This is a genomic window from Nocardioides proteolyticus, assembly GCF_051280635.3.
Classification (GTDB): domain Bacteria; phylum Actinomycetota; class Actinomycetes; order Propionibacteriales; family Nocardioidaceae; genus Nocardioides.
Genome location: NZ_JBNBPO030000001.1, coordinates 63,204 through 89,427, shown reverse-complemented (window position 1 = coordinate 89,427; position 26,224 = coordinate 63,204). Strand labels below are relative to the sequence as shown.

Genomic DNA, 26,224 nt, shown 5'->3' with positions numbered 1-26,224 from the left:
GCCTCAGGCCGTCGCGGTCGCGTCGACGATCTCGGTGACGCGCAGCCCGAAGTCCTCGTCCACCACCACGACCTCGCCGCGGGCCACGAGGCGGCCGTTGACCAGCAGGTCGGCGGGGCTGCCGGCGGCGCGGTCGAGCTCCAGTACGGCGCCCGGGGTCAGGGCCAGCAGGTCACGCACCGTCATCCGGGTCCGGCCCAGCTCGACGGTCACCTCCATGTCGACGCCGTGCAGCAGCTCGAGGCCGCGCGGGGGAGCCGACGGAGCGCTGAAGGCGGGCACGAACGGCTCCTCCGGGCCGACCACGGGGGAGGCCTCCACGGAGGTGGCGGCGGCCTCCTCGGCGGTCAGCGGCTCCTTGGCGCCGGCCAGGGTCTCCTCGGGCAGCAGCACGGCGGCCGCGATGCCGGTGCCGATGAGCGGAACGGTGCTGAACCCGCCGCCCAGCTCGGCGGTGATGTCGAAGCCGTCGGCGCCGAGGTCGAGGACGCGGCCGCTGCGGGCCCGAGCGCCCAGCCGGAGGGCGGCGGCGTCGAGGGCGGGCTGGACGGCCGCTGCGACGTCGAGTCCGCCGAGCGGGCTCGACGCCAGGGCGTCGACGAGCTCCTTGCCGACCAGCACGACGACGCATCCGGGCACGCCACCGTCGAGGTCGGCGACGGCTCCGCCTGCGAACGCTGCGGTGACGTGCGGGGAGCCCGGCTGCACCGGACCCATGCTGAGCGGGGTGACCGCAGGCAGCGACGCGGCGGCCGCCTCGGCGACGGCCTCGGCGAGCGCGGTCGGGTCGGTGGTGGTCATGAGTTCTCCTCAGGCGTGTTGACGATCAGCGCGGCCAGGCGTTGGCCGCGGGCACCGGGGGTGGCGTGCGCGAAGGTGTCGCCCGCGACCGTCACGTCGAGCGGCGCGGAGGCAGGGTGGGTCAGCCGGAGCACGGTGCCGGGCTCGAGGCCGGCCAGGGTCGCCGGGTCCAGCGAGATCGGCCGGAACCGCACGGCCACGGAGACCGGCACCCGGTTGAACTGCTCCTGGAGCAGCTGGGCCGACTGTGCCCGCTGGGCGCGCTCGCGGTCGGACACGTCGCCGCTGCCGCTGGCGGTGGCGAGGTGGGGGAGCAGCCCGGTGAAGGGCAGGCAGACCGTCATCCGGTGCGCGCGCTCGTTGATCCGCAGGTCGAGGTTGACGACCACCATCACGTCGGCTGCGCTGGCCACCTGTGCGAACTGCGGGCTGTACTCGACGCCGCTCACCGTCGGCTCCAGGGCAACGATCCCGCCGAGGGAGTACCGCATCTCCCCGAGCAGGCGCTCGACGAGCCCGCGGATCACGCCGTCCTCGATCTCGGTCAGCGGCCGGTCGGGCTGCTCGTCGCTCCCCGGGCCGCCGAGCATGTGGTCGATGCACGACATCGTCGCGAACAGCGGGATCTCGAGCACGCCGGTGCCCGGCATCGGGTCCGCGGAGAACAGCGTCATGTAGGTCGACGGGCCGAGGCTGTCGACGTACTCGGCGTAGGTGCGCTGCTCGATGTCGACCAGGCTCACCGAGCACACCGTGCGCAGCGAGCTGGTGAACACCGTCGTGGCCTGCCGCGCGAAGCCGTCGAACCCGAGCTGCAGGGTGCGCTGGTGCTCGCGGGAGAGCTGGATCGGCCTCCGGAAGTCGTACGGCGTGGGCTCGGCCGTGCGGGCACGGCGACGAGGCCGTTGCGGGGCGAGGGTCACGGCTGGCCCATCGTCGCGCCGCCCGACGACCTGAGGGGTCGGTACGGCGCCGTGCGGACAGCCCTGCCTGGCCCGAACTGACTACGTGGGGTCCCGGGTGGGGTCCCAGGTGGGCTGGTTACTGGGTGACGTACTCGGTGAAGTACACCCCCATCACCTCGCCGTGATAGCGGTGGTGCAGCTCCTCGTCGAGCTCGTGACGCAGCTTCTCGCGCACCTCCGGCTTGTTGACCTCGGCGACCGGCCGACCGCTGAACACGGTGATGGCCGCGTCGGCGGCCTTGCTGCCGTCGGCTCCGTGCGCCTTGTCGGTCAGCTGCAGCGCGAGGCCCAGACGCAGGTAGTGGCCGCCGGCCAGGTTGACCTGGATCGGCTCGATCAGGACGACCTCGCCCGGCTTCGGCTCGGCGGCCTTCGAGGGCTTGAGGAAGAAGAACCAGCCGGCGGCGCCGAGCGCGCCGACCAGCACGAGGATGATCAGCAGCTTCTTCTTGCCCCCCTTCGAGGACGCCTCGGTCTCCGGCGGTGCGACGGTGGTGCTCACGGGGTCTCCTGGTCGGGTGTGTCGCCGCGTACGGCGGCGGAGGGGGCGGGCGGGTCGTCGAGGCCGGCCTTGCGGCGTACCTCTGCGTAGGCCTCGGCCATCAGGGCCCTGGTCTCCGCCGGGGCCTGGCTCAGCACGACGATGTCGACGCGCTTGTTGATGCGCTGCGAGCCCTTGAGGTCGGGGTCGACGAGCGGCTTGGTGTGACCGAACCCGGTCGCCCGCAGCCGCTTGGCGGGCAGGCCGTGCACCTCCTCGAGCCGGCGGAGCACGTGGGCCGCGCGGGCCAGCGAGAGCTCCCAGTCGGTGGGGAAGTACTTCGGCTTGACCTTCTCCTGGTTGGTGTGGCCGTCCAGCTCGACCGGCTCGGTGAGGTCCTGCAGCACGGGTGCCAGCGTGTCGACCACCCGGCGTCCGCGGGCCGTCAGCTCGGCGACGTCGGGCAGGAACACCACGTGCTGGGACACCAGGCTGACGACCAGGCCGCGCTCGTCGATGGTCGCCCGAACGTCGTCGCGCAGGCCCTGCTCGCGCAGCTGGCGGTCGATCCGCTTCCAGACCCGGAGCAGCCGCTCGACCTCCTCCTCCGCCTCGCCGTACTGCCGGTCGCGGCGCAGCCGCTCCGTCTCCGCGACGATCTGCTCGACCACCTGGCGCTGGCCCTCGGGCACCTCCTGCAGGATCACCTTGTTGGTGGTCTCGCCGGGGTCGTCGACGCCCTTGGCGCTGCTGACCGGGTCGGCGCCGTTGAGGATGGACTGCTCGCGGCCGAAGCCGACGGCGAGGCCCTCCTTGAGCTGCTCGTACTTGGTCTCGTCGACCTGGCTCATCGCGTAGAGGACGATGAACAGCGCCATCAGCACGGTGATCATGTCGGCGTAGGAGACGAGCCACCGCTCGTGGTTCTCGTGCTCCTCCTCGTGGCCCTTGCGCTTCCCCTTGCCGCCCGCCTTGTGGGTCATGTCAGGCTGCCTCTTCGACCTGCTCCTGCGGCGGGAGCAGCGAGCGCAGCTTCTGCGCGACGACCCGCGGGTTGGAGCCCGCCTGGATCGCGGCGACGCCCTCGATCACGATCTCCATCCGGGTGCACTCGAGCTCGCTGAGCCGCTTGAGCCGCGCGGCGATCGGCAGCCACAGCACGTTGGCCGAGAGCACGCCCCAGAGCGTGGCGAGGAACGCTGCCGCGATCATGTGGCCCAGCTCGTCGGGCTTGGCGAGGTTCTCGAGCACGTGGACCAGGCTCATCACCGTCCCGACGATGCCGATCGTCGGCGCATAGCCGCCCGCGTCGGTGAAGAACTTGGCGGAGTGCTTGTCCGTGGAGCGCTTGGCGTGCACCTCCGCCTCCATGATCTCGCGCAGCTCCTCGGGGTCGATGCCGTCCACGGCGAGGGTCACGCCCTTGACCAGGAACGGGTCGTCGATGTCGGCGAGCCGGCTCTCGAGGGCGAGCATGCCCTCCCGACGAGCGGCGTCGGAGAGCTCGACGACGACCGGCACGACGTCAGCCGAGGTCGCCACCTTGCCGGTGAGGGCGGTCTTCACCGACACGATCGCGTTCTTCGCGTCGGACAGCGTCCCGCCGGCGACGCAGACGAGCAGCGTCCCGCCGAAGACCAGCAGCAGCGGCGGCAGCAGGAACAGGCTGGCCGGGCTGCCGCCCTCGAGGATGTTGGCCAGCATGATGACGCCGAGGGCGCCGCCGATGCCGATCGCGGTGGCGAGGTCCTTCATGACGGCGTTCCTCCGCGGTGTCGGTCGGACCCCTGGTCGGGCTGCGGCACGGCGGCCAGGCGGGTCGGCGGTGTGGGGGGGCGCACGGGTGCCACGACGGCGGCGTCGGGCAGTGCGGCCCGCGCCACGATCGCGGCCCGGTAGCCGAGGACGGCGTCGAGCACGGCCTCCAGCGAGTCGGAGACGACGTACTTCGTGCCGTCCACGAGCGTGACGACGGTGTCGGGCGTGCAGTCCACGCGCTCGATCAGGTCGGCGTTCAGCAGGAACGTCGTGCCGGAGAGACGGGTCAACGAGATCACGGGTGCACCTCCCTGTGCGTGCGTGGTGTTTCCGGGCCGTCCGTGGCCCTTCGGGCGTCCTATCGGCCGCTCGGGCCCGAGCCTGAGCGGCCGACGACGTGGCCTTCGGTCAGCGCTTGATGTTGACGAGCTCCTCGAGCACCTGGTCGCTGGTGGTGATCACCCGGGAGCTGGCCTGGAAGCCGCGCTGGGCGAGGATCAGGTTGGTGAACTCGGCCGACAGGTCGACGTTCGACATCTCCAGCGCGCCGGCCATGATCTGGCCGCGCTGGCCCTCGCCGGCGACGCCGAGCTCGGCAGCGCCGGAGTTGGCGGACTCGCGGAACGCGGTGTCGCCGATCTTGTCCAGGCCCGCGGGGTTGTTGAAGTCGGCCACCGCCAGCTGACAGATGTCGCGCTGCACGCCGTCGGAGTAGACGCCGCGCACCTTGCCGTCGGCCGCGATGGAGTACGACGTCAGCTCGACGCCCGGCGGCGGCACGACCATGTCGAGGGTGACGTCGACGGGGGCGCCGACGGGAAGGCCGGCACCGTCGAGCTCGTAGCCCTGGACCCGCATGCCGCTGGGCGCGACGAGGGTGCCGGTCTGGTCGAAGGTGAACGCACCGGCGCGGGTGTAGACGTTCTCGCCGCCGTCGCGCAGCACGAAGAAGCCGTCGCCCTGGAGCATCAGGTCGGTGGGGCGACCGGTCGTCTGCGCAGAGCCCTGGTTGAAGTTGGTGGTCGTCGCGGCGAGCTGGACGCCGAGGCCGATCTGGATCGGGTTGGTGCCGCCGCGCTCGGCGTTGCCGCCGGACGCCGCCGTCAGCTGCTGGCTGAGCGTGTCGGCGAACACGGTGGTGCTCGACTTGAAGCCGGTGGTGTTGGCGTTGGCGATGTTGTTGCCGGTGACGTCGAGCATGGTCTGGTTGGTGCGGAGGCCGGAGATGCCGGCGAAGAGCGAGCGAAGCATGGGGTTCTCCTCGAGGTGCTGGTTCGATGGTGCGGTTGGTGGTCAGGCGGTCGTGCCGGGGGTGCCGACGGGCGGCTGCCAGGTGCCGGTGCCGGACTGCGGTGCGGTGCCCTGGATGGTCGGCGCGTCGCCGACGCTGGTGACGTCGGTCATCGGCACCTCCTTGCCGTCGACGCTGAGCACCGGGCCGGTGGACAGGTAGGTGGTGCCCTGGACGGTTCCGCTCTGCTCGACGCCGCTGGCGTCGTTCCAGCGCACGGTCTGGCCGATCAGCGCGCTGGCGCCGAACGCGAGCTGGGTGCTGAGCAGCATCGCGGTCTGGTCGGCGACCGCCTGCATCTTCTCCAGCGCCGTGAACTGCGCGGTCTGGGCCATGAACTCGCTGGAGTCGCTGGGGTTGAGCGGGTCCTGGTAGCGCATCTGCGCGACCATCAGCTCCAGGAAGACCTGCTGGTCCCCGAACCCGCTCGTGCTCGCCGAGCTCTTGGCGCCCGACGTGACGCCGTAGCCCACCGCCTCGGTGGCGTTGATCGACATCGATCCCTCCTCACAGGCTCCGGTCGAGGCGACCGGATGCCGTCGTTCGTGGTTGCGTGGTGCCGGCGACGCCGTCCGCGGCACCGGGTCGTGACGGGGCAGCCGGGTGCGGCTGCTGGTCGCGGCCCTGCCGGCGGTCCCGTGCCTCCGCGTCCTGCCGGGCTGCGCCGGCCCCCTGGCCGGGCTGCTGGTCTGCGTGCTGGCTGAGCTGCTGGCCGAGCTGCTGGCCGGTCTGCTGGTGGCTCCCCTGGCTCGCCGCGGTGCCGCTCTGTGCGTCGCGGACGAAGATCCGGGCATCCGTCGCGCCGGCGAGCTCGAGCATCCGGCGCAGCTCCGACGCGCCGGACGAGAGCGCCTGCTGGACGGCGCTGTTGCCCGCCTCGCCGCCGAGGCTCACCGTCACGGCGCCGTCCCGGACGACGAGGGTCACCCGCACCTCGCCGAGCTGCGCCGGCTGGAGGCTCAGGGTGATCCGGTGGGCGCCGTTGCCGGTGGTCGACAGCCGGGTCACCTCCGGGAACACCTGCTGCACCACGGCCCGCTGCACCCCACTTCCCGAGTTGGGGTTTCCGCCCGCCGAGCTGGCGCTCGCGACCGCCGAGTTGGGAGTTGCGACCGCCGAGTTGGTGGTTGCGCTGATCGAGTCGGCACTCGGGCCGGTCGATCCGGGACCGGTGGCCGTCGCGGCGCGCGACGCGGCGGGGCCGGCGAGCTCGTCGTACGACGGGTCGCCGGTCGGTCCGCCGACGCTCGCGGTCTCCAGCGGCAGCCGGCCCGTGGCCGGTCCGCCGGCGGGACCGAACGCCGCCGGCTCGGACGATGCAGTCCCCGGCGCGGCGGTCGCCGCGCCGTGCTGGCGCGGTCCCACGAGCGAGTCGTCGGTCGGCAGCCCGGGCTCTGGGGACGCAAGTCCCGACTCGGGGGTCGGAACGCCCGGCTCGGGGGACGCAACCCCCAAGTCGGCGGTCGGAAGGCCCGACTCGGCGGACACGGGGACGAGCACGCCGGCCGCAGCACCGCCCCCGCCGGCCCCGACACCGACCCCGAGACCAGGCGCGACGCCGGTCCCCGGACCGTTCGTGGAGACCGGTCCGGGCTCGCCCGCCGCCGAGGGGGCTCCCCCCAGAGCAGTCCCCTCGGCGGGCGGGCCGGCAGCTGTCGCGCCCGCCACCGGCGGGATCGCTCCGAGCGCAGCGGCGAGTGCGTCGACGAAGCCGGGCGCGGGCTGGCCGCCGGCGGACGCGTCGGTCGCACCGGGGTCGGCGCCCGCAGCGCCGGCACCGCCGGCACGTCCGGCAGGCCCGGCAGCCGGCGCGGGTCCCGGCAGGAACGGAGCGATGCTCATCAGTTGCTCACCATCGCCATCACGCTCCGCACGTAGTTCTGGGTCTCCCGGTAGGGCGGGATGCCGTCGTAGCGGGCGACGGCCCCGGGACCGGCGTTGTAGGCGGCGAGTGCGAGCTCGGTCCGGCCGAACCGGTCGAGGAGCGACTTCAGCAGCCGAGCGCCGCCGTCGATCGCCTGTGCGGGGTCGAACGGGTTGCCCACGCCGAGGCCGCGGGCGGTGGCCGGCATCAGCTGCATGATCCCCTGCGCGCCGGCGTGGCTGACGGCCCGCGGGTTGAAGCCCGACTCCTGCTTCGCGACGGCCGCGATCAGCTCGGCAGGCACGCCGGTGCGGTTGGCGGCGGCGTTGATCAGTCCGGCGTACGGCGTGCTCTCGCCGACCCGCGCGGCCATGCCGGGTCCGGCGGCGGCGGAGGCCCGGGCGGTGGCCGGCGCGTCGCCGATCACCCGTCGGATGACGTCCGGGGTGGAGGGCACGTCGATGATCCGGATGTTCAGCCCGGTCCGCGGCGCCTCGATCATCTTGCCGTTGCCGATGTAGATCGCGATGTGGTCGACGCCGTTGTTGCGGCTGGAGTTGTCCCACGCGAGCAGGTCGCCGGGCTGTGCCTCGGCCATGCTGCTCACCGGTCGTCCGGAGGCCGCCTGCTGGTAGGAGACGCGGGGCAGCTCGTAGCCCAGGTTCTTGAAGACCACCTGCACGAGGCCCGAGCAGTCCATGCCCTTGGTGGGCGACGTGCCGCCCCACACGTACGGGAGGCCGAGGTACTTCCTCGCCTCGGCGACGACGTCCTCGCCGCTGACCCCACCTGCGCCGCCAGCGCCGCCGGTTCCACCAGCGCCGCCGGTGCCGGTCGCGCCGTCGGCCGGGGCTGCCACCGGCAGCCCGGTGGCCGGGTCGATGGCGGTCGTCTCGGACGCCAGCTCGGTCGCGAACCCGCTGCTCGAGGAGCTCGTCGCGCGTGCCGGCGCGAACTGCGCCAGCTGTGCCTGGATCTGGGCGATCCGCGCGGTGACCTGGTCCACGCTCATGCGGCTCCTCCGTGGGGATCGTCGTGGTGGTTGTCGTGGCCGGTGTGGCTGCCGGCGCGCTCCCGCGCCCAGCGCTGCGCGGCGATGTCGTCGGCCTCGCGGTCGGCCCGCCGCTGCGCGTCGGTACGACGCCGCGCGGCCCGCCGGTCCAGCAGGTGCTCGACGGCCGAGAGCCGGGCCTTGTCGGCGCCCCAGCGGACCCGGGCCTCCGCGGTGATGCCGGCCGCGAGCGCGGCATCGGCGCGGGACTCCTGGATCAGCACACCGGCTCCGGCGAGCGCAGCCCGGCGGCCGAGCAGCTCGCTGGTCGACTCCTGCCCGACGGTCGGGGCCGCCTGCAGCCGGGACTCGAGGTCGGTGAGCCGGGCGACGACGGCTGCCTCGTCGGCGAGCACGCGCTGCAGGCCGATCCGGCTGTCGGTCTCGCGCACCTCACGCACGCGGGCGACGGCGGCCAGGCCGCGGTCGTCGGGGTGCCGTCGGGCGGTGCTCATGACGCCACCAGCTGCCCGAGGCGGGACCAGGTCTCGTCACGCGGCGTGACGTCGTCCATCCGTTGCCGCAGGAACTCCTCGATCCGCGGCAGCCGGGCCAGGGCCGCGTCGGCGTAGGCGTCGGCGCCGGCGACGTACGCGCCGATCTCGACGAGCTCCTTGACCGAGCGGTGCGCGGCCAGCATCCGTCGCAGCAGCGCGGCGGAGTCCTGCTGCTCGCGGGTGGTGACCGCGCCGTGCACGCGGGAGATAGACTCCAGCACGTCGATGGAGGGGAAGTGGCCGGAGGTGGCGAGCTCGCGGGAGAGCACGACGTGGCCGTCGAGGATCGACCGCGCCGTGTCGCCGATCGGGTCCTGCAGGTCGTCGCCCTCGACGAGGACGGTGTAGAGGCCGGTGATGGAGCCGGTCGCGGACGTGCCGGCGCGCTCGAGGAGCCGGGGCAGCAGGCCGAAGACGCTGGGCGGGTAGCCGCGGGTCGCGGGCGGCTCGCCCGCGGACAGGCCGATCTCGCGCTGCGCCATGGCGACCCGGGTCAGCGAGTCCATCATGAGTACGACGTCACGACCCGCGTCGCGGAACCACTCCGCGATCCGGGTGGCGGTGAACGCGGCACGGAGCCGCTCGACCGCCGGCGCGTCGGAGGTGGCCACCACGACCACCGAGCGGGCGAGGCCCTCGGCGCCGAGGTCGCCCTCGATGAACTCGCGCACCTCGCGCCCGCGCTCGCCGACGAGGGCGATCACGTTGACGGCGGCATCGGTCCCGCGCGCGATCATGGAGAGCAGCGACGACTTGCCGACGCCGGAGCCGGCCATGATGCCGAGCCGCTGGCCGCGTCCGACGGGCACGAGGGAGTCCAGTGCCCGCACTCCGGTGCCGAGCGGCTCGGAGATCCGCGGCCGGGACAGCGCGGACGGTGCGTCGAGCTCGGTGGAGACGACCTCGAGACCGGGCAGCGACGCGAGCGGCGGACCGCCGTCGACGGGCCGGCCGAGGCCGTCGAGCACCCGGCCGCGCAGGGCGTCACCGACGCTGATCCGCAGCGGCCCGCCGGTGTGCCGGACGTGGTCGCCGATCCGGACGCCGGTCGTCGCGCCGAGCGGCAGGCAGATCGCCGAGGCGGGCCGGAGAGCGGCGACCTCGGCCAGCAGCGGCCCGGACGCCGTACGCACCTCCAGCAAATCGCCGGCGGCGGCGCGCAGTCCGCGCACCTCCAGGTGCAGGCCCACCAGCTCGGACACCGTGCCGAGCCGCAGCGGCCGCGCGGCCGCGACGACCTCGTCGATCGCCACGGGACGCGCTTCGCCGAGGGTGGTGGTCACGAGAGCACCTCCCGCACGCGCTCCAGCGCCTCGCTGACGCGCAGGTCGGTCACCGAGCCGTCGGTGCCCTCGACGAGCGCGTCGGTGGGGTCGAGCGACGCGTCGGCCACGATCTCGAGCCCACGGTCGCCGAGCTCACGGACGGCGGCATCGCCGGCGACCGAGGGGTGCAGCCGGACCCGCGCGACCGGGGTGGCGGGAAGCACCTGGAGCACGCGGGCGACGACGTCCGCCGGCGGGAGCCCTGCGGCGGCGTGGCCGACGACCTCGCGAGTCACGGCCCACGCCACAGCGGCGGCCTGGTCCTCGATCCGGGCGGCCAGCTGGGCCAGCAGCGACCGGACCTCCTCGCCGGCTCGACCGAGCAGGTCCACGGCCGCGCGGTGCTCGGCCTCGCGGCGAGCCTCCGCCTCGGCGTGTACGGCGGCGCGACGCGCCTCCTCCTCGGCGGCCGCCTCCGCGGCGGCGCGGCGTCCCTCCGCCCAGCCGACGGCGTAGCCCTGGGCGCGGGCGGCGTCGCGGGCCTCGGCGGCGATGCCGGCGAGCAGCGACTCGGTGACGGCGTCGCCGAGCACGCTCCGGCCACCGAGGCGGGTCCACTGCCCGACTCGCAGCTCCGGCGTCTCGAGTCCGGCGGCGTCCCCGGCTGCGTCGGCCGGGAGCACCACGACCGGGGCGAGCCCGGGCACCATGTGCTGCGCGATCCGCGCGTCAGACGATGAACTCATCGTCGTTCCCTCGCCGGACCATGATCTGGCCCTGCTCCTCGAGCTGGCGGATGGTGCGGATGACGCTCTGCTGCGCCTCCTCGACCTGGGCCAGCCGGACCGCGCCGAGCAGGTCGACCTCCTCGAGGAGGTTCTCGGCGGCACGCTCGGACAGGTTGCCGGTGATCTTGGACCGCACCGCGTCGCTGACGCCCTTGAGGGCCAGGGCCAGCTCGGCGGTGTCGACCTGGCGCAGCACCTGCTGCACGGAGCGGTCGTCGAGGCCGACGATGTCCTCGAACATGAACATCCGGCTCTTGACCTCGTCGGCCAGCGACGGGTCGAGGCCCTCCAGGCCCTCCACGATCTGGCGCTCGGTGGGCCGGTCGGAGCGGTTGATGATGTTGACCAGCGGGTCGACGCCCCCGACGCGGGAGACCTCGGCCGGCTGCAGCATCGAGGAGAGCTTGCGCTCGAGGACCGACTCCACCGTGCGCACGATCTCGGGTGACGTGCGGTCCATCACCGCGATCCGGTGCGCGACCACGGCCTGCTGGTGGGCGGGAAGCCCGCCGAGCAGCATGGAGGCCTTGTCGGCCGGCATGTGGGCGAGCACCAGCGCGATCACCTGCGGGTGCTCGTCGGCGATGAAGCTGCGCAGCTGCGCCGGGTCGGCCCGGTGCAGGAACTGGAACGGCATCTGCACCGCCGCCGCGTGCAGCCGCTCCATGATCTCCTTGGCCCGCTCGGGGCCGAGGGACTGCTCGAGGAGCTGCTGGGCGAAGCCGAAGCCGCCCTGCGTGATGTGCGCGTGGGCCGTGGCGAGGTCGCGGAACTCGGTGAGCACCTGCTCGGTCTCGGCCGCCGACACCGCGTCCAGCCGGGCGATCTCGGCGGAGATGTTCTCGACCTCGGTGTCGTCGAGGTGGGCCATCACCTGGGCGGCGCGGTCCTTGCCGAGCTGGATGAGCAGGATCGCGGCCTTGCGCACCCCGAGCGTGGCGAGGGCCGAGCTGCTGACGCCGTTTGTCATCAGGGTCATGGCCGCGGCTCCACGAGCCAGCCGCGCAGCAGGGCTGCGACGTCCTCGGGCTGCTTCTCCACGAGCGCGATCAGGTCGTCACGCAAGGTGTCGTCCTCCTCGGGCTCCGTGGACTCGAGCGCCACCAGTGCGGGGCTCTCGAGCTCGGGCGTCCGCTTCGCGGCGTCGGCGCGCAGCTGCTCGACGAGGTACGACGTCGCCTCCTCGCGGGCCGCCGCGCGGCGCCGGGCCTGGAGCCAGGCCAGCAGGATCATCAGGGCGATCCCGCCGCCGATGGCGATGTTGCGCAGGAGGGCGTTCTTGCGGGCGGCGGCCTCGGCGGCCTCGGCCGCGGCGAGCTCCTTGGCGACCGCCTCCTCGGCGGACCGGTCGAAGGGCAGTGCCGAGACCTCGATGGTGTCGCCCCGGTCGGCGGTGATGCCGACCGCGCTGCTGATGATGTCCTCGAGGGCCTCCGGCTGGATGGCGGCGGCGGCGGTCGCGTCGAGCACCACGCCCACGTGCAGGCTGTCGACCTCGCCGGGGGCCTTCTCCCGCTGCTCGACCGTCTCGTTGGCCCGGTTGTCGCGGGTGCGGCTGGACTTCTGGTAGTTGCCCTCGCCGGCGCCTGCGGCCCCGGGGTCCATCTGGCCGTCGGGTCCGACCACGCCGCCGGCACCGTTGGGACCGGCGCCCGCAGGACCGGTGTAGGTCTCCTCCGAGCGGGTCTCCGACGACGGCGGGACGTCCTCGGCCGGCTCGTAGGTGCGGCTCTCGGTGACCGCCTTGTCGAAGTCCAGGTCGGCGGTCACGGTGGTGGTGGAGTTGCCCGGGCCGACGACCCGGTCGAGCACCGCCTGGATCTCCGACTGCATCTGGTCCTGGTAGGCCTGCACCTGCTTGGCCCGCGCCGACGCGGCGCCGGCGCCGGAGTCGGTGCCGTCGTTCGACAGCACCTTGCCGGTGGAGTCGGCGACGGTGACCTTCTTGGGGTCGAGGCCGTCGATGCTCGAGGCGACGAGGTGGACGACCGCCTGCACCTGCTCCTCGTCGAGGGTGGTGCCGGTGGCGGTGTCGACGAGGACGGAGGCGGTGGCGGGGTCCTGCTGGTCGCTGAACACCTGCTTCTCGGGCAGCGCGAGGTGGACCACTGCGGTCTCCACGCCGTCGATCGCCTCGATGGTGCTGGAGAGCTCGCCCTCCATGGCTCGCTTGAAGTCGGTCTGCTCCTGGAACTCCGACGTGTCGAGGCCCTGGTCGTCGAGCAGGTGGTAGCCGCCCGAGTCGGTGCTGGCGGGCAGGCCCTTGCCGGACAGCGCGATCCGGGTCGTGTAGACCTCGGCGCGGGGCACCATGATCGTGCCGCCGCCACCGGTGATCTCGTAGGGGACACCCTGGGCGTCGAGCTCCTCGATCACGGCGCTGGCGTCCTCGCCGGAGAGGTTGGAGTAGAGCGGGGAGTAGCTCGGCGCGGACGCCCAGCGGAACACCATGAACGCGGCGATCAGCAGCGCGGCGGTCCCGATCAGGGCGACGGCCTTCTGGCCGGTGGTGAAGGAGCCGAACGTCTCGCGACCGCGCGAGAGGAGGCTGTTGAGTCTCTGCTGCATCGGTGATCAGTCCTCAGACCTGCATCCGCATGATCTCGTTGAAGGCCTCGACCGCCTTGTTGCGCAGGGCGACGGTGAGCTGGCTCGCGACGGAGGCCTCGCTCGCGGCGATCGTGTAGTCGTGGATGTTCTCCAGGTCGCCGGTGGCCGCCTTGACGGCGAGGTCGTCGGCGCGGTCGGTGAGGCCCTCGAGCCGGTCGAGGCCGTCGAGCACGAGGGAGCCGAACTCGCTGTCCGGACCCTGCACGCCGGAGGGAGCCTGGACGCCGGTCGCCGGGGCGAGCGAGACACCGGCCAGCTGCTGGGCACCGCCGACGGAGGGCAGCGAGGGGAACTCGAGGGGCGAGATGCTCATCGCCGCGGTCACCTGCTCCCGATCTGGAGGGCGGCCGTGTAGGTGTCCTGGGCGCTCTTGGTGACCTGCACCGACGCCTGGTAGCCGCGCTGGGCCATCACGAGCTGCCCCATCTGCGCGGACATGTCCAGCTCCGGCGCCCGCACGTAGCCGTCCTCGTCAGCCAGCGGGTGGCCCGGGTCGTGGACCATCCGGCCCTCCGGGTCTGACTTGGCGAAGCCGGCCACGTCCACGCCGCCACCCTCGCGCGGGTTCATCACCACGAACGTCGCCTGGAAGGCGTCCTCGTCGGTGGAGGTGATCGTGTTGGCGTTGGCGATGTTGCCGGCCAGTGCGTCCAGCCAGACCTGGTGGGCGCCCAGCGAGGTATTCGCGATGCGCAGCGTCTCGAAGGCGCCCATCAGAACGCGCCGCCCATGGTGCCCAGCCGCGAGTGCCGGTCGCTGATCGCCCGGCCCATGACCTGGTACTGGTACTGGGTCTGGATGGCGGCGATCGACTCCTTGCGGAGGTCGACGTTGTTGTCGTTGGCACCGACCGGCGTCTGCGTCGGGGAGACGGTGACGCCGACCGAGGTGGCCGACGCGCTGCCGCGCTCGACCGCCTGCGAGAGGGCCGACTCGAACTCGACGCTGCGCGCGCGGAAGCCGGGCGTGTCGACGTTGGCGATGTTGTCGGCGATCACCTGCTGTCGCGTGGACAGCCCGTTGATCGCGGAGTGCAGCACGAAGCCGACGGCATCGGACGATGCGAAGGACACGAAGCGGGTCTCCTCGTGAGAACCGCCCTGGGGGCGGTTACGGGATCGGTGCCGGTCCTTCGGCGGGGGCGAGCAGTCCGTGCTCGAGGTGCTGATCGGTCAGCGGGCGTCGTACCTGAGCGGCGCGGCGGCAGGACTTTCGCCCGACTGCGCCACGCGCGCTCGGCGTCAGAGCAGTACGACGGAGAGGTGGCCGGAGCCGTAGCCGGCGATGTCCACGGCGAGGTCCTCGCGGCGGCCCAGGGTCAGGGCGCTGATCCGCAGCGAGGGGTCGAGCGGGGGTCCGGCGGGGTGCAGGGCGTGCAGCTTGAGGTGGTCGGCGCCGGGCACGTTGAACGTGGAGGCGGCGATGTTGAGCACCTCGTAGAGGTTCTCGGCGATGGTGTCGCCGAGCTTGCCCTCCTCGATGGCCGCCTCGGCGCCGCCCACCGGCACCAGGCCGATGGCCGCGCCGGCGTGGGCGGAGAACGCCAGGTCGCACACCATGAGGGCGCAGATCCGGAGCTGGTCGTCGACGTACACCGCGATCGAGGCGGGCGTCTCCGGGCCGGGGGCGTACGGCGCCGCGGCCTCGAGCGTGACCTCGCGGTCGAGCAGGTCGGTCAGCAGGTCGCGCAGCTGCTTGGGCTGGGGCAGGTGGACGGTCATGACAGCACCGTCACAGCACACTGCGGAGCGCGTCGTCGAACGCCTCCGGCGTGAACGGCTTGGCGATCAGGAACGACGCACCCGCGGACTCGGCCCGCTGGCGCATCTCGTCGGAGCCCTCGGAGGTGACGAACCCGAACGCCACCGTCGAGCCCGCTGCGCGCAGCGCCGAGAGGCAGTCGATGCCGTTCATCTCGGGCATGTTCCAGTCCGAGAGCACGAGGTCGGGCGCCTCGGTCTGCACCATCTCCAGCGCCTGCCGGCCGTTCTCGGCCTCGACGATCTCGTGCCCGCCGTGGCCGGCCTGGCGCAGGGTGCGGATGACGATCTGCCGCATCACACGGCTGTCGTCGGCGATCAGGATCTTCATGGGACGTCCCTCAGTGGTTGTGCAGGTGTGGACAGGGCTCAGGAGCGGACCGGGACGTGCACGCAGACGCGCACGGGCTCTCCCCGCCACGCCACGTCGAGCCGCGAGACCTCGCGGACATCGGCGCCGAACGCGGCGCGGCCGGCGGCCACCGCCGGGAGCGAGAGGTCGCTGGGGCCGGGCATGATCCCCTTGAGGTTGCCGCCGACCATGTTGACCAGCTCGCCCACGGCATCGGCGACGTCGCCGTCGGACACCTCGTCGACGGCCGGGATGGCGAGCATCTCCGCGGTGAGCCGGCGGGCGGCCTGCTCCTCGAGCTCGAGGGTGACCACGCCCTGCCAGCCACCGCTCACCGTGACCGCTGCCGACCAGGCGCCGGCGGCGTCGAACGGTGCGTCGGCGGGCACGGCGCGGGGGAGCAGCGGCTCGGAGTCACCCAGCAGCGCGCTCCACACGTCCTCGGTCACCGAGCGCACGTCGTCGAGCTCCGGGACGGCGACGCCGTCGCCGGTGGTCCCCAGGGAGGTGGCGCTCATGCGAGCACCTCGTTCCCCGCGTTCGCCGGCACCAGGCCGAGCAGCTCGAGCTTCTCGGTGATCGCCTCCGGGGTGAACGGCTTGATGACGTACTCGTGCGCACCCGCGGCGAGCGCGCGGACGATCTGCCGCTGCTCGCTCTCGGTGGTGACCATCATCAGCGTCACGTTGCGCCACTCCGGGTTCGCGCGGACCTCGGTGATGAACGTGTAGCCGTCCATCACCGGCATGTTCCAGTCGACCAGGCACACGTCGGGGACGGGCCCGGACCGCATCTGGTCCAGCGCCTCCTGGCCGTGCCCGGCCTCAGCGGTCTCGAAGTCCAGCCCGGTCACGATGCGGCGCAGGATGCTCCGCATCGCCCGGGAGTCGTCGATGATCATCGCGCGCACAGATCAGGCTCCTGTCATGGTCAGGTCACGCCGGGGCTCGGGCCCGGGGGTGCTCAGGGGGTGGGGGGGTACGGCGGCGGGCGCACCCGCCGCGACGACCGGCGCGTCGGCCCGGCGGTGGGCCTGCACGCGGCCGATCTGGTCCCGGCGCCACGCCTCGGCGAGGTCGGCGGGCAGGTCGAGGGTGGTCTCCGACGCGCCGAGCAGCAGGTAGCCGTCGGCCATCAGCATCGGCAGCATCCGGCGCAGGATGTCCTGCTTGGTCTCGGCGTCGAAGTAGATGAGCACGTTGCGCAGCCAGATCACGTCGAACATCCCGAGCCCGGCGTAGGGCGAGGCGAGGTTGAGGTGCTTGACCGACACGCGCTCGCGCAGGTGCTCGGCGATCTCCCAGTCCCGGCCGACGCGGCTGAAGTAGCGCACCAGGTTGGCGGCGGGCAGGCCGCGGTTGACCTCGACCTGGCTGTAGCGGCCGGCGCGGACCCGGTCGAGCATCGCGGTCGAGACGTCGGTCGCCACGATCTCGTAGGTCCAGTCGGAGGGCAGGTGCTGGTCGAGCAGCATCGCGATCGAGTACGCCTCCTGCCCGCTGGAGCAGGCCGCGCTCCAGATCCGCAGCCGCTTGGTCAGCCGTCGGCGCTCGACGAGGTCGGGGAGCATGACCTCCGCGAAGGCCTGGTAGGGCGAGTGGTCCCGGAACCAGCTGGTCTCGTTGATGGTGAGGGCGTCGATCACCTTGCGCCGCTCCACCGCGTCGAAGGCCAGCTTGGCGACGTACTCCGGCAGGGGGAGGCCCTTGGCCGCCGCGAGCGGGGCCAGTCGGGCCTCGACGAGATACTCCTTGCCCTCGTCGTACACCATCGAGGTCTCGCGCCGGACGAGGGCGGAGACCGATGCGAAGGTGGACGAGGTCGCGGAGGTCATGCCCGCTCCATCGGTCAGCGGGGTCCGGTCCTGAGGTCTCTCCGGGAACCTCAGGACACCGTCCCACAGGCCGATGGAGCGTCCGTGACACGGATCAGGGTGCTCGTCGTCGACGACTCCGCGTTGGTACGTCGGCTGGTGACCACCGCGCTCGGTCAGGCGACCGACATCGAGGTGGCCGGGGTCGCCCGGGACGGCCTCGAGGCCGTCGCCATGGTCGAGGAGATCAAGCCCGACGTGGTCACCCTCGACATCGAGATGCCGAACCTCGACGGGCTCGGTGCGCTCACCCGGATCCGCGAGAGGCACCCGCGGCTGCCGATCATCATGTTCTCGACGCTGACCGAGCGGGGCGCCACCGCCACGCTCGACGCGCTCTCGCGCGGCGCCTCCGACTACGTCACCAAGCCCTCCAACACCGGGCAGATCGCCGACGGCATCGCCGCCATCCGCGACCAGCTGGTGCCCCGGATCCGGGCGCTCGCCGGCATGCGACGGCTGACGCCGGCCACGGCCGCTCCCGTCGTACGACGCCAGCGGCCGGCCGCACCGGCGGCCGCGGTGCAGGCGCTGCTGATCGGCTGCTCGACCGGCGGGCCCGACGCGCTCGCCCGGCTGCTGCCACGGCTGCCCGCCGACCTCGGCGTTCCCGTCGTGGTGGTCCAGCACATGCCACCGGTCTTCACGACCATGCTGGCCCAGCGGCTGGACAAGGTCTCGGCGCTCACTGTGCGCGAGGCGGCCGACGGCGACGCGGTGCGCGCCGGAGAGGTGCTGCTCGCTCCCGGCGACTTCCATCTGCGCCTGCGCAAGACGGGCGGCCAGGTGCACGTGGCGCTCGACCAGGGGCCGCAGGAAAACTTCTGCCGCCCCGCCGTCGACGTCCTGTTCCGCTCCGCGACCGAGATCTACGGCGGCGGCGTGCTGGCGACCGTGCTCACCGGCATGGGTCAGGACGGCCTGGCCGGCGCCCGTGACCTGGCCGCGGCCGGGGCCAGGATCCTGGTGCAGGACCAGGAGAGCTCCGTGGTGTGGGGGATGCCGGGCGCGATCGCCGGCGCCGGGCTGGCCGACGACGTGCTGCCGCTCGAGACCCTCGGCGACCGGATCACCTCCACGGTCCGCCGCTCCCGCGCCGCCTGACCGCGAGGTCCGACCGAACCCACGAGGTGGCGGGTTTCGGCGCGCGAGGTGGCGGGATTCGGCGCGCGAGGTGGCGGGTTTCGGCGCGCGAGGTGGCGGGTTTCGGCGCGCGAGGTGGCGGGTTTCGGCGCGCGAGGTGGCGGGTTTCGACCCGGTCAGGCGATGACGTCGAGATAGACGGGGGAGACGCGGGCGGTCGTCGCGTCGCTGACCCGGTCGGCGACCCGCTGCTGCTGGCGGGTGTCGGCGAGGACGGAGGGGATCATCCCCATCAGCCGCTGCTGACGCTCGAGGAGCCGCCGGGCGCGGGCCAGGAACTCCTCGGGGATCGGGCCGAGGTGGGTCGGTGGCGACCAGGGAAGCTCCTTGTCCACCGCCATGCCGCGGATCACCTTCTCGGCGCGGTCGGCATGCGCCTCCAGCCGGTCGAGGGCCTCCTGCCAGGTGGCGGGCCGGTCCGGCTCGATCGGCTCGCTGCCCCGCGTCACTGGACTGCCGCCGCGAGCGCGGCCTGGCGCCAGGTGTCGCACAGGTGGCGGGAGATGATCAGCGCCTGCTGCGTCGCGCCGGCGTGGCGGCGCACGTTGGCGAGGACCAGGCGGTTGCGCAGGTACTCGTAGAGCGAGGCCAGCTCGCGTCCGCCGGGCATCCGGTCGACGTCGAGGCTCGACTCGAGCTCGATGACGATGTCCTGTGCGTGCACGAGGTGGTTGTGCGCCTCCGACCAGTCGGAGCGCCGCTGGGCGGCCAGACCGCGCTCGACGTCGAGGACGAGACGCTCCACCAGCATCACCAGGAGGCGGGCCGGGGAGGCGGTGACCACCGCGTTGTCGCGGTATGCGGCGTGAGCACTGGTCGTGTGCATGGAAGGTTCCTCACTCGCTCGAGGCGGACAGGGACGCCAGCTGGCTGGACAGCCAGGCCGACTGGCCCTGGAGCTGGGACAGGGTGGTCTCGAGGGCGGTGTACTGGCGCTCCAGGGTCGTACGGCGCAGCGCGAGCCGGTCGTCCCAGGCCTCGATGTTCTTGTTCAGCCGCTCGATCGTCTTGGTGCGGCCGGTGATGGCGCTGGTGATCGTGCCTTCGTACTTGTCGCTCGCCAGCTTGGCCGCAGCCTCCACGCGCGCCGCGAAGCCGGTCGCGCCGGTGAACGCCGCTGCGACGGCGGCCGGGTCGGCGGCGTACGCCTCGGCGAACGCGGCCTCGTCGAAGGTGAACTTGCCGAACCGGTCGATCTCCACGCCGAACGCGGCCAGGGAGCTGCCGTCGGTGGGGTAGAGGGTGTGCTGGAGGTCGCCCGCGACGCGCCGGACGGCACCGTCGCCGGCGAGGACGCCCTTGGCGGTGGTGCCGGTCGCGGTCAGCGTCGAGATCTGGGTGAGGATCCCGTTGAGCTCGTCGACGAAGGACTTCACCGCGGCGCTGCGGGCGCCGGCGTCGCGGCTCACCGTGATGTCGGCGCTGCCGGTCGCCGAGGCCGCGAGCGTGAGCGTCACCCCGGGGGTGACGTCGGTGAACGTGTTGCTGGCGGAGGTCGAGGTGATCCCGCCGATCGTGATGCTGGCGTCGCGCCCGGCGCGGACGGTGGCGCCGCCGAGCAGCGGGTCGCCGGCCGAGTCGGTGAGCTGGAAGCCCTGTGCCGCACCGGTCGAGGTGGACTCCACGAGCAGGCGGAACTGGTCGGTGCCGCCGCTCGTGCCGGTCTTGACGAGCGTGGCGCGGACGCCGGCGTCGGCGGCGTTGATGGCGGAGGCGAGCTCCTCGAGCGTGCCGCCGGCGGTCGCGATGGAGACGTCGGGCTGGCCGTCGCGCTTGAGCAGCACCGAGCTGCTCGCGCCGGTGACGACGTCGGTCCGGGCGTGGGCGTCGGTGAAGGCGAGCTGGTGGGACAGCGCGGTCGCGCCCACGGTCACGGTGTACGTCGCGGGCGTGGCGGTGCTCGACGCGGTCACGGCGACGCCGGAGTTGCTGGAGGTCGCCGAGAGGCTGGACCAGACACTGGTCGCCGCGGTGCTCGCGGTGGTGCCGGCCATCTTGCCGGCGTTGGTCATCAGCGTCTGCAGCCGGGTGTTCAGCTGCTGGAGCGCGGTGACCTTGCTCTGCTCGGTGCTGACCTGGGTCTTGAGCTTGGTCTGGGGGAGGGACTCCAGGGCGAGGAGCTGGCTGATGATGCTCGCGGTGTCGAGCCCGCTCGCCAGGCCGCCGATGCTCGCGGTCGCCATGGTGGTCCTCCCTCAGCCGTTCAATCGGATGTGAAATGCCCGAGTGGGGGGGGGGGGGGGGGGGCGCCCCCCCCCCCGCGGGGGGGCCCGCGGGGGCGCGGGGGCGCGTGGGGGGCCCACCCCCCCCCGTTAACGGGGGTGACAACGCCCGGCGGGCGGGGGGCCCCCCCCCCCCCCCCGGCACTCGGTTGGTGTCCTGCTGTGTCGGCGGATCAGCCGCGGAGCAGCTGCAGCACGCCGTTCGGCGCGGAGTTCGCCTGGGCGAGCATCGCGGTGCCGGCCTGGGAGAGGATCTGAGCGCGCGTGAAGCTCATCATCTCCTGCGCCATGTCGGTGTCGCGGATCCGCGACTCCGACGCCGACAGGTTCTCGATCGCGACGTTCACGTTCGAGATGGTGTGCTCGAGGCGGTTCTGGTAGGCACCCAGGGTCGCGCGAGCGGTGGAGACCGACGCGATCTGGGTGTCGAGCGCCTCGATGGTGGTCTGCGCCGCGGTGTGGTCGGTCACGTCGAACGCGGCGGCAGCGGTGCCGACCGCCAGCACGTCGACCGTGGTCAGGTCGACGGTGATGACGGAGTTGGCGTCGCCGTCGGCACCGACCTGGAAGTTCAGCGTCGCCGAGCCGTCGAGCAGCGCGGTGCCGTTGAAGTTGGTCGAGTTGCCGATCCGGGTGAGCTCCGACGCCAGCTGGTCCGCCTCGGCCTGGATGTTGGCCCGCGCCTCGGCGTTGTTGCTGTCGTTGGAGCCCTGGACCGCGAGGTCACGCATGCGCTGCAGGATCGAGTGGACCTCGGTGAGCGCACCCTCCGTGGTCTGCACGACGGAGATGCCGTCCTGCGCGTTGCGGACGGCGACCTTGAGGCCACCGACCTGCGAGCGCAGGCCCTCGGAGATCGCGAGGCCGGCGGCGTCGTCGGCGGCCCGGTTGATCCGGAAGCCCGACGACAGCTTCTCCATCGACTTGGAGAGCTGGTTCTGCGTCACCGACAGGTTGCGGTACGCGTTGGTGGCCTCGATGTTCTGGTTGATGCGAAGACCCATGATGGTTCCCTCCTGGAGTTATGGGTGTGTGTTCCGGGGCGTCCGTCCGTGGTCGCCCGTCGGAGTGTCCTTCGGCCGGGTCGGCGACCTACCGAAGGGTTTTGGCGGAAGATTTCCGCCGAGCTGTGGTGCCGCGTGCGGCCCGGTCAGCCGACCGCGTCGAGCGGGCGCAGGACGCCGCGACGGGCACCCTCCGCGTGGCGCGCCGCGACGGCGGCGAAGTAGGTCTCGCGGCGGCGCTGGGCGACGCCTCCCGCCTTGCCGGTCTGCTTGACCAGCGACGGCTCGAGCGCGTGGTTGAGCGCGTCACGCAGGAGGGCGAGGGCCTCGGCCCGCATCTGCGAGATCCGGGAGTCGGTGACGCCCAGCTCGGCCGCGATGTCGGCCATCGGGCGCTCGGCGAAGAAGTAGTCCTGCACGACGACGCGGAGCCGCTCGGGCAGCTCCTCGATCGCCTCACGCAGGTAGGTGAGCCGCTCGGCCTGCTCGACGAGGTCCTCCGGGGACGGAGCACGGGTCGGCACCAGCTCGTCGATCGGCGTGGTCGTCGAGCCCTGGAGGGAGAGCACCTGCGCCCGGGAGACGTCGTCGTCGTTGGCGACGACCTCTTCCTCCGACATGCCCGCGGCCTGCGCGACCTCGGCGACGGTGGGCGTGCGGCCCAGCAGGTTCGCCAGCCGGCTGCGGGTCTCCGCGAGGTCCCGTGCACGGCGGCGCACCGACCGCGACGCCCAGTCGACGGAGCGGAGCTCGTCGAGGAGCGCGCCACGGATCCGCGTCGCGGCGTAGCGGTCGAACGGGACGCCGCGGTCGGCGTCGTACGCCCTCCCGGCGAGCACCAGGGCGGTCAGGCCCGCCGAGGTCAGGTCGTCACGACTCACGTGCGATGGCACCCGACTCATCATCTCCCGGACGATGTGGCCGACGAGGGGCATGTGGCTGGTGATCAGCTCGTCGGCCTCGCCGCGGAGAGTGCTGGTGTTCTCGTTCACGAGGACGAGATTGGTGCCGGATGTCGGCGTGTCGGCTGGAAACAGGGACCAGTCAGGCCCCTGACCGGGCCGAATACAGGACCAGGGTCCCTGGCGGTCCTAGTCCCCGCAGGCCCCTCGTGACTAGTCACCGTCACCCGCCGCGTCATCGTCCGCTGACCGATCGGTCAGGTGGTCTGGACCGGCCCCGGTTCGCCCATTCGGGACCAATGCCTCAGATCCGCGCGGCTCCGGGCGAAGGGAACCGGAGAGAACGCCGCGACTCCGGGGCGGATGCCCACGCGGTGGACGGAAAGGTCAAGACGACGACATGGACAAGCTGTCGCAGATCCTGTGGCGAGAGCGCGAGCTGCTCGAGACGCTGTCGTACAAGCTCGAGGTCGAGCGGCTGGTGCTCGCCAGCGGCCGCACCAAGTGGCTGGTCAACGCGACGCGCGAGATCGAGGACGTGCTCGAGTCGCTCCGCGAGACGGAGGTGCTCCGCGCCGTCGCCGCCGACGAGGCGGCCGAGCAGGCCGGCCTCACGCCCAACCCGTCGCTGACCGCGCTCGCCGACGCCGCCGACGAGCCGTGGCGCGGCATCCTGCTCGACCACCGGGACACGCTGATCTCCATCGCGCGGGAGATCGCGGAGACCTCCGAGGACGCCAAGGGCCTGCTGACGGCCGGCTACCGCTCCGCCCGCGAGACGCTGCTCGCCATCGGCGGCAGCAGCACCGAGGGCTACACGCCCTCCGGCGGCGCTGTGGTCGAGGCGCCTCGGCGGCGCCTGCTGGACAGGAGCCTGTGACGTGGCCGGCTCCTTCGGCTCGATCAGCACGGCACTCTCGGGCCTGCGCTACAACCAGGTCGCGCTCGACATCGCCGGCAACAACATCGCCAACGCCAGCACCGACGGCTACGTCCGCCGCCGCGTCGTTGGCGAGTCGGTGAGCAGCGCCGCTCCGGCGATGTGGTCCCGCTACGTCGGTCACGGCGACGGCGTCGGCGTCGGCGAGGTGCGCCGCATGGTCGACCCGCTCCTCGACGCGCGGGTGCGCCGGGAGCACGCGGGCCTGGCCTATCTCCAGACCAGCACCGTGGTGCTGGGCCGGGTCGAGGAGGGCATCGGCGAGCCCGGCGCCAACGGCGCCTACCAGGCCATGCTCGACTTCAGGAACGCCTGGTCGGACCTCTCCAACAACCCCGGCGGTGACGCGGCCCGCCAGCAGGTGCTCGGCCGGGCCGAGACGCTGGCGCAGGCGCTGCGGGTGCAGGTCGCCAACATCAGCGGTGAGGAGGCCGACCAGCGGGTGCACGTGCTCAACCTCGCGAGCGAGGTCAACACCGCCGCCACCGACCTGGCCGCCCTCAACCACCAGATCCTGACGACGGAGCAGAACGGCACCGACGCGGGCACCCTGCGGGACCGCCGCGACGCCCTCGCGCTGCGCCTCGCCGAGCTCGCCGGCGCCGTCACCACGGTCCGGCCCGACGGCCAGTTCGACGTGGCCGTCGCCGGCGAGAGCCTGGTCCAGGGCCGCGAGGCGGGCACCTTCGTGGTCGCCTCCGGTGTGACGCCGACCGGCGACGCCGACGGTGCGCCGATCACCTTCCGGATCGACGCGAGCTGGGGGAGCGCGACGCTGCCCACCGGCGCCGCCGGGCCCGGTGGCGAGCTCGGTGCGGTCACCGAGCTGCTCACGACCACGCTGCCGTCCTACCAGGCCGGGCTGGACGCGATCGCCGCCGACCTCGCCGCCGACGTCAACGCCCAGCATGCCCTCGGGTACGACGCCGCCGGCAACCCCGGCAGCGCGTTCTTCTCCTACGACCCCGCGGTCGGGGCGGCGAGCCTCCAGGTGGCGATCACCGACCCGGCGCTGGTCGCCGCGTCGGCGGTGCCCGGCGGTGCCCGCGACGGTGGCAACGCCGACGCGCTCAGCACGGCCGGCAGCTACACCGGGGCCTACCAGCGGCTGGTCAACGGGTTCGGCACCCAGGTGGCGGCCCTCCAGCGGCAGACCGCCAACCAGGCTTCGCTCGCCGGCTCGCTCGCCACCGCCTGGGAGCAGCAGGCCGGCGTGAACCTCGACGAGGAGACGGTCAACATGGTCACCGCCCAGCGGGCCTACGAAGCCGCCGCGCGGCTGCTGACCACGCTGGACGAGGTCCTCGACACCCTGATCAACCGGACCGGCCTCGTCGGCCGCTGAGGAGAGCAACGATGAGCATCGGACGCGTCACCCAGCGCATGCTGACCGAGGGGTCGCTGGACAACCTCCAGCGAGGCCTCGGTCGCCTCGCCCGGGTGCAGGAGCAGCTGTCCACCGGCCGCGTCATCAACCGGCCCTCCGACAACCCGACCGGCACCACGGCCGCCATGCGGCTGCGCAGCTCGATGGCCGACCAGGCGCAGTTCGGCCGGAACGCCCAGGACGGGCTCGGCTGGCTCACCCAGATCGACAGCACGCTCGCGTCGGTGACGACGACCGTGGGTCGGGCGCGGGACCTCGCCCTCCAGGGCGCCAACACCGGGTCCATGGGGCCGGTCGCCCGCGAGGCGCTGGCGATCGAGGTGGAGGGCATCCGGGAGGCGCTGATCTCCCAGGCCAACTCGACCTACCTGGAGCGCCCCGTCTTCGGCGGCGTCACCGCGGGCGCCAAGGCGTACGACGCCACGGGCACCTGGATCGGCACGCCGGGTGATGTGAACCGGAGGATCGCCGACGGCGTGGTGGTGAAGGTGGACCTCGACGGCCGCGACGTGTTCGGCGACGGGCCGACCTCGGTCTTTGCCGAGCTCGACGCCCTGGCGGCCGCGCTCCGCGCCGGGGACGCCACGGCGATGCGGGCCTCGGTCGACGCGCTCCGCACCAGGACCGACACCGTCACCGCGGCCCGCACCGCCGCCGGCACCCGGTTCCAGCGGATCGAGCAGGCCGACCTCGCCGCGGCGGACACCCAGATGTCGCTCAAGAACAACCTCAGCACCATCGAGAACGCCGACCTGGCCGCGACCACGGTCGACCTCCAGCTCCAGGAGGTCGCCTACAAGGCGGCGCTGGCCGCGACGTCACGGGTCATGCAGCCGAGCCTGCTGGACTTCCTGCGATGATCGAGCGGTGAACATGGCCACCGTCGACATCCCCGTGATCGAGCTCGTCCACCCGATGCCAGGGTTCCCCGAGGACGAGCGGTTCGCCCTCGTGCGCCTCGACGACGACGGCGTCCTCCACGGCTTCAAGTCGCTCGACAGCGACGGGCTGCAGTTCGTGGTGGTGCCGCCGGCCCCGTTCTACCCCGACTACACGCCGGAGATCGGGGACGACGTCGTCGGCGAGCTCGGCATCGACTCCATCGAGGACGTGCTCGTGCTGCTCGTGGTCCGCGCCGGGCAGTCGCTCGCCGACACCACGGTCAACCTGCGGGCTCCGCTGGTGGTCAACACCGCCACCCGGCGCGCGAGCCAGGTCATCCTCGACGACGCCGACCTGCCGCTCGCCGCTCCGCTGGTGTGACCGGCGG

General features: G+C 72.8%; 33 protein-coding genes. 5 read left to right on the top strand and 28 right to left on the bottom strand.

What is annotated here, in order from left to right; all coding sequences use genetic code 11:
- Positions 1-3: 3 nt before the first annotated feature.
- From fliN to ACPOLA_RS00360, 23 genes are all read right to left on the bottom strand, one after another.
- Positions 4-801: a flagellar motor switch protein FliN gene (gene fliN, locus ACPOLA_RS00470; protein WP_435768382.1), complete on the bottom strand. Its 798-nt coding sequence runs from the start codon at positions 799-801 to the stop codon at positions 4-6.
- Entirely contained in the window at positions 798-1,724 is a 927-nt protein-coding gene (locus tag ACPOLA_RS00465) for a flagellar motor switch protein FliM (RefSeq protein ID WP_435768381.1), read from the bottom strand. Before ACPOLA_RS00465 ends, fliN begins: the two co-directional genes overlap by 4 nt.
- Positions 1,725-1,842: 118 nt before the next feature.
- A complete protein-coding gene (locus ACPOLA_RS00460; RefSeq protein ID WP_435768380.1) occupies positions 1,843-2,268 on the bottom strand; it encodes a flagellar basal body-associated FliL family protein in 426 nt (141 codons plus the stop codon).
- Positions 2,265-3,230 carry an OmpA/MotB family protein gene (locus ACPOLA_RS00455; protein WP_435768379.1) on the bottom strand — a complete coding sequence of 322 codons (966 nt, stop codon included), beginning with the start codon at positions 3,228-3,230 and terminating at the stop codon, positions 2,265-2,267. Before ACPOLA_RS00455 ends, ACPOLA_RS00460 begins: the two co-directional genes overlap by 4 nt.
- Before the next feature lies 1 nt (position 3,231).
- Positions 3,232-4,002, bottom strand: coding sequence for a motility protein A (locus ACPOLA_RS00450; protein WP_435768378.1), 771 nt, complete (start codon positions 4,000-4,002; stop codon positions 3,232-3,234).
- Complete coding sequence (locus ACPOLA_RS00445; protein WP_435768377.1) at positions 3,999-4,304, bottom strand: flagellar FlbD family protein; 306 nt, start codon at positions 4,302-4,304, stop codon at positions 3,999-4,001. Before ACPOLA_RS00445 ends, ACPOLA_RS00450 begins: the two co-directional genes overlap by 4 nt.
- A gap of 109 nt (positions 4,305-4,413) precedes the next feature.
- Positions 4,414-5,256, bottom strand: coding sequence for a flagellar hook-basal body complex protein (locus ACPOLA_RS00440; RefSeq protein ID WP_435768376.1), 843 nt, complete (start codon positions 5,254-5,256; stop codon positions 4,414-4,416).
- Between the two features lie 42 nt (positions 5,257-5,298).
- Complete coding sequence (locus tag ACPOLA_RS00435; RefSeq protein ID WP_435768375.1) at positions 5,299-5,793, bottom strand: flagellar hook capping FlgD N-terminal domain-containing protein; 495 nt, start codon at positions 5,791-5,793, stop codon at positions 5,299-5,301.
- 10 nt (positions 5,794-5,803) lie between these two features.
- On the bottom strand, positions 5,804-6,661 hold the full coding sequence (locus ACPOLA_RS00430; RefSeq protein WP_435768374.1) for a flagellar hook-length control protein FliK: 858 nt from the start codon (positions 6,659-6,661) through the stop codon (positions 5,804-5,806).
- Positions 6,662-7,137: 476 nt separating this feature from the next.
- The gene (locus tag ACPOLA_RS00425; protein WP_435768373.1) at positions 7,138-8,172 is read right to left on the bottom strand and encodes a transglycosylase SLT domain-containing protein; all 1,035 of its coding nucleotides are present in this window, start codon (positions 8,170-8,172) and stop codon (positions 7,138-7,140) included.
- A complete protein-coding gene (locus ACPOLA_RS00420) occupies positions 8,169-8,666 on the bottom strand; it encodes a hypothetical protein (RefSeq protein ID WP_435768372.1) in 498 nt (165 codons plus the stop codon). The genes ACPOLA_RS00425 and ACPOLA_RS00420 overlap by 4 nt, the downstream gene beginning before the upstream one ends.
- Positions 8,663-9,991: a FliI/YscN family ATPase gene (locus ACPOLA_RS00415; RefSeq protein ID WP_435768371.1), complete on the bottom strand. Its 1,329-nt coding sequence runs from the start codon at positions 9,989-9,991 to the stop codon at positions 8,663-8,665. The genes ACPOLA_RS00420 and ACPOLA_RS00415 overlap by 4 nt, the downstream gene beginning before the upstream one ends.
- Positions 9,988-10,719: a FliH/SctL family protein gene (locus ACPOLA_RS00410; protein WP_435768370.1), complete on the bottom strand. Its 732-nt coding sequence runs from the start codon at positions 10,717-10,719 to the stop codon at positions 9,988-9,990. Before ACPOLA_RS00410 ends, ACPOLA_RS00415 begins: the two co-directional genes overlap by 4 nt.
- Positions 10,703-11,740, bottom strand: coding sequence for a flagellar motor switch protein FliG (fliG, locus tag ACPOLA_RS00405; RefSeq protein WP_435768369.1), 1,038 nt, complete (start codon positions 11,738-11,740; stop codon positions 10,703-10,705). The genes ACPOLA_RS00410 and fliG overlap by 17 nt, the downstream gene beginning before the upstream one ends.
- Complete coding sequence (fliF, locus tag ACPOLA_RS00400) at positions 11,737-13,329, bottom strand: flagellar basal-body MS-ring/collar protein FliF (protein ID WP_435768368.1); 1,593 nt, start codon at positions 13,327-13,329, stop codon at positions 11,737-11,739. Before fliF ends, fliG begins: the two co-directional genes overlap by 4 nt.
- Before the next feature lie 13 nt (positions 13,330-13,342).
- Positions 13,343-13,684 carry a flagellar hook-basal body complex protein FliE gene (gene fliE / locus ACPOLA_RS00395; protein ID WP_435768367.1) on the bottom strand — a complete coding sequence of 114 codons (342 nt, stop codon included), beginning with the start codon at positions 13,682-13,684 and terminating at the stop codon, positions 13,343-13,345.
- Positions 13,685-13,692: 8 nt separating this feature from the next.
- A complete protein-coding gene (locus tag ACPOLA_RS00390) occupies positions 13,693-14,085 on the bottom strand; it encodes a flagellar basal body rod protein FlgC (protein WP_435768366.1) in 393 nt (130 codons plus the stop codon).
- Positions 14,085-14,444 carry a flagellar basal body rod protein FlgB gene (locus ACPOLA_RS00385; protein ID WP_435768365.1) on the bottom strand — a complete coding sequence of 120 codons (360 nt, stop codon included), beginning with the start codon at positions 14,442-14,444 and terminating at the stop codon, positions 14,085-14,087. The genes ACPOLA_RS00390 and ACPOLA_RS00385 overlap by 1 nt, the downstream gene beginning before the upstream one ends.
- A 168-nt stretch (positions 14,445-14,612) precedes the next feature.
- Entirely contained in the window at positions 14,613-15,092 is a 480-nt protein-coding gene (locus ACPOLA_RS00380) for a hypothetical protein (protein ID WP_435768364.1), read from the bottom strand.
- A gap of 10 nt (positions 15,093-15,102) precedes the next feature.
- Complete coding sequence (locus ACPOLA_RS00375) at positions 15,103-15,462, bottom strand: response regulator (RefSeq protein ID WP_435768363.1); 360 nt, start codon at positions 15,460-15,462, stop codon at positions 15,103-15,105.
- A gap of 38 nt (positions 15,463-15,500) precedes the next feature.
- Positions 15,501-16,001: a chemotaxis protein CheX gene (locus ACPOLA_RS00370; protein WP_435768362.1), complete on the bottom strand. Its 501-nt coding sequence runs from the start codon at positions 15,999-16,001 to the stop codon at positions 15,501-15,503.
- Positions 15,998-16,384 (bottom strand): response regulator, encoded by a 387-nt coding sequence (locus ACPOLA_RS00365; protein WP_435768510.1) that lies wholly within the window; start codon positions 16,382-16,384, stop codon positions 15,998-16,000. The genes ACPOLA_RS00370 and ACPOLA_RS00365 overlap by 4 nt, the downstream gene beginning before the upstream one ends.
- Before the next feature lie 12 nt (positions 16,385-16,396).
- A complete protein-coding gene (locus tag ACPOLA_RS00360; protein WP_435768361.1) occupies positions 16,397-17,317 on the bottom strand; it encodes a CheR family methyltransferase in 921 nt (306 codons plus the stop codon).
- Positions 17,318-17,401: 84 nt separating this feature from the next.
- Here ACPOLA_RS00360 and ACPOLA_RS00355 point away from each other — a divergent pair, with 84 nt between their 5' ends.
- Positions 17,402-18,460: a protein-glutamate methylesterase/protein-glutamine glutaminase gene (locus ACPOLA_RS00355; RefSeq protein ID WP_435768360.1), complete on the top strand. Its 1,059-nt coding sequence runs from the start codon at positions 17,402-17,404 to the stop codon at positions 18,458-18,460.
- Between the two features lie 155 nt (positions 18,461-18,615).
- Here ACPOLA_RS00355 and ACPOLA_RS00350 read toward each other — a convergent pair whose 3' ends face one another.
- The 5 genes from ACPOLA_RS00350 to ACPOLA_RS00330 all read right to left on the bottom strand — a co-directional run bounded on the left by ACPOLA_RS00350 (position 18,616) and on the right by ACPOLA_RS00330 (position 22,717).
- On the bottom strand, positions 18,616-18,948 hold the full coding sequence (locus ACPOLA_RS00350) for a hypothetical protein (protein WP_435768359.1): 333 nt from the start codon (positions 18,946-18,948) through the stop codon (positions 18,616-18,618).
- On the bottom strand, positions 18,945-19,325 hold the full coding sequence (gene fliS, locus ACPOLA_RS00345; RefSeq protein WP_435768358.1) for a flagellar export chaperone FliS: 381 nt from the start codon (positions 19,323-19,325) through the stop codon (positions 18,945-18,947). The genes ACPOLA_RS00350 and fliS overlap by 4 nt, the downstream gene beginning before the upstream one ends.
- A gap of 10 nt (positions 19,326-19,335) precedes the next feature.
- Positions 19,336-20,682, bottom strand: coding sequence for a flagellar filament capping protein FliD (fliD, locus tag ACPOLA_RS00340; RefSeq protein ID WP_435768357.1), 1,347 nt, complete (start codon positions 20,680-20,682; stop codon positions 19,336-19,338).
- A gap of 212 nt (positions 20,683-20,894) precedes the next feature.
- Entirely contained in the window at positions 20,895-21,725 is an 831-nt protein-coding gene (locus tag ACPOLA_RS00335) for a flagellin N-terminal helical domain-containing protein (protein WP_435768356.1), read from the bottom strand.
- A 146-nt stretch (positions 21,726-21,871) separates the two neighbouring features.
- The gene (locus ACPOLA_RS00330; RefSeq protein WP_435768355.1) at positions 21,872-22,717 is read right to left on the bottom strand and encodes a sigma-70 family RNA polymerase sigma factor; all 846 of its coding nucleotides are present in this window, start codon (positions 22,715-22,717) and stop codon (positions 21,872-21,874) included.
- Positions 22,718-23,027: 310 nt separating this feature from the next.
- Between ACPOLA_RS00330 and ACPOLA_RS00325 the strand changes: the two genes are divergently transcribed.
- The 4 genes from ACPOLA_RS00325 to fliW are packed head-to-tail and all read left to right on the top strand — an operon-like array spanning position 23,028 to position 26,217.
- A complete protein-coding gene (locus ACPOLA_RS00325) occupies positions 23,028-23,507 on the top strand; it encodes a flagellar protein FlgN (protein ID WP_435768354.1) in 480 nt (159 codons plus the stop codon).
- A gap of 1 nt (position 23,508) precedes the next feature.
- A complete protein-coding gene (gene flgK / locus ACPOLA_RS00320) occupies positions 23,509-24,912 on the top strand; it encodes a flagellar hook-associated protein FlgK (RefSeq protein ID WP_435768353.1) in 1,404 nt (467 codons plus the stop codon).
- Positions 24,913-24,923: 11 nt separating this feature from the next.
- Positions 24,924-25,814: a flagellar hook-associated protein FlgL gene (gene flgL, locus ACPOLA_RS00315; RefSeq protein ID WP_435768352.1), complete on the top strand. Its 891-nt coding sequence runs from the start codon at positions 24,924-24,926 to the stop codon at positions 25,812-25,814.
- 13 nt (positions 25,815-25,827) lie between these two features.
- Positions 25,828-26,217, top strand: coding sequence for a flagellar assembly protein FliW (gene fliW, locus ACPOLA_RS00310; protein WP_435768509.1), 390 nt, complete (start codon positions 25,828-25,830; stop codon positions 26,215-26,217).
- Positions 26,218-26,224: the final 7 nt, after the last annotated feature.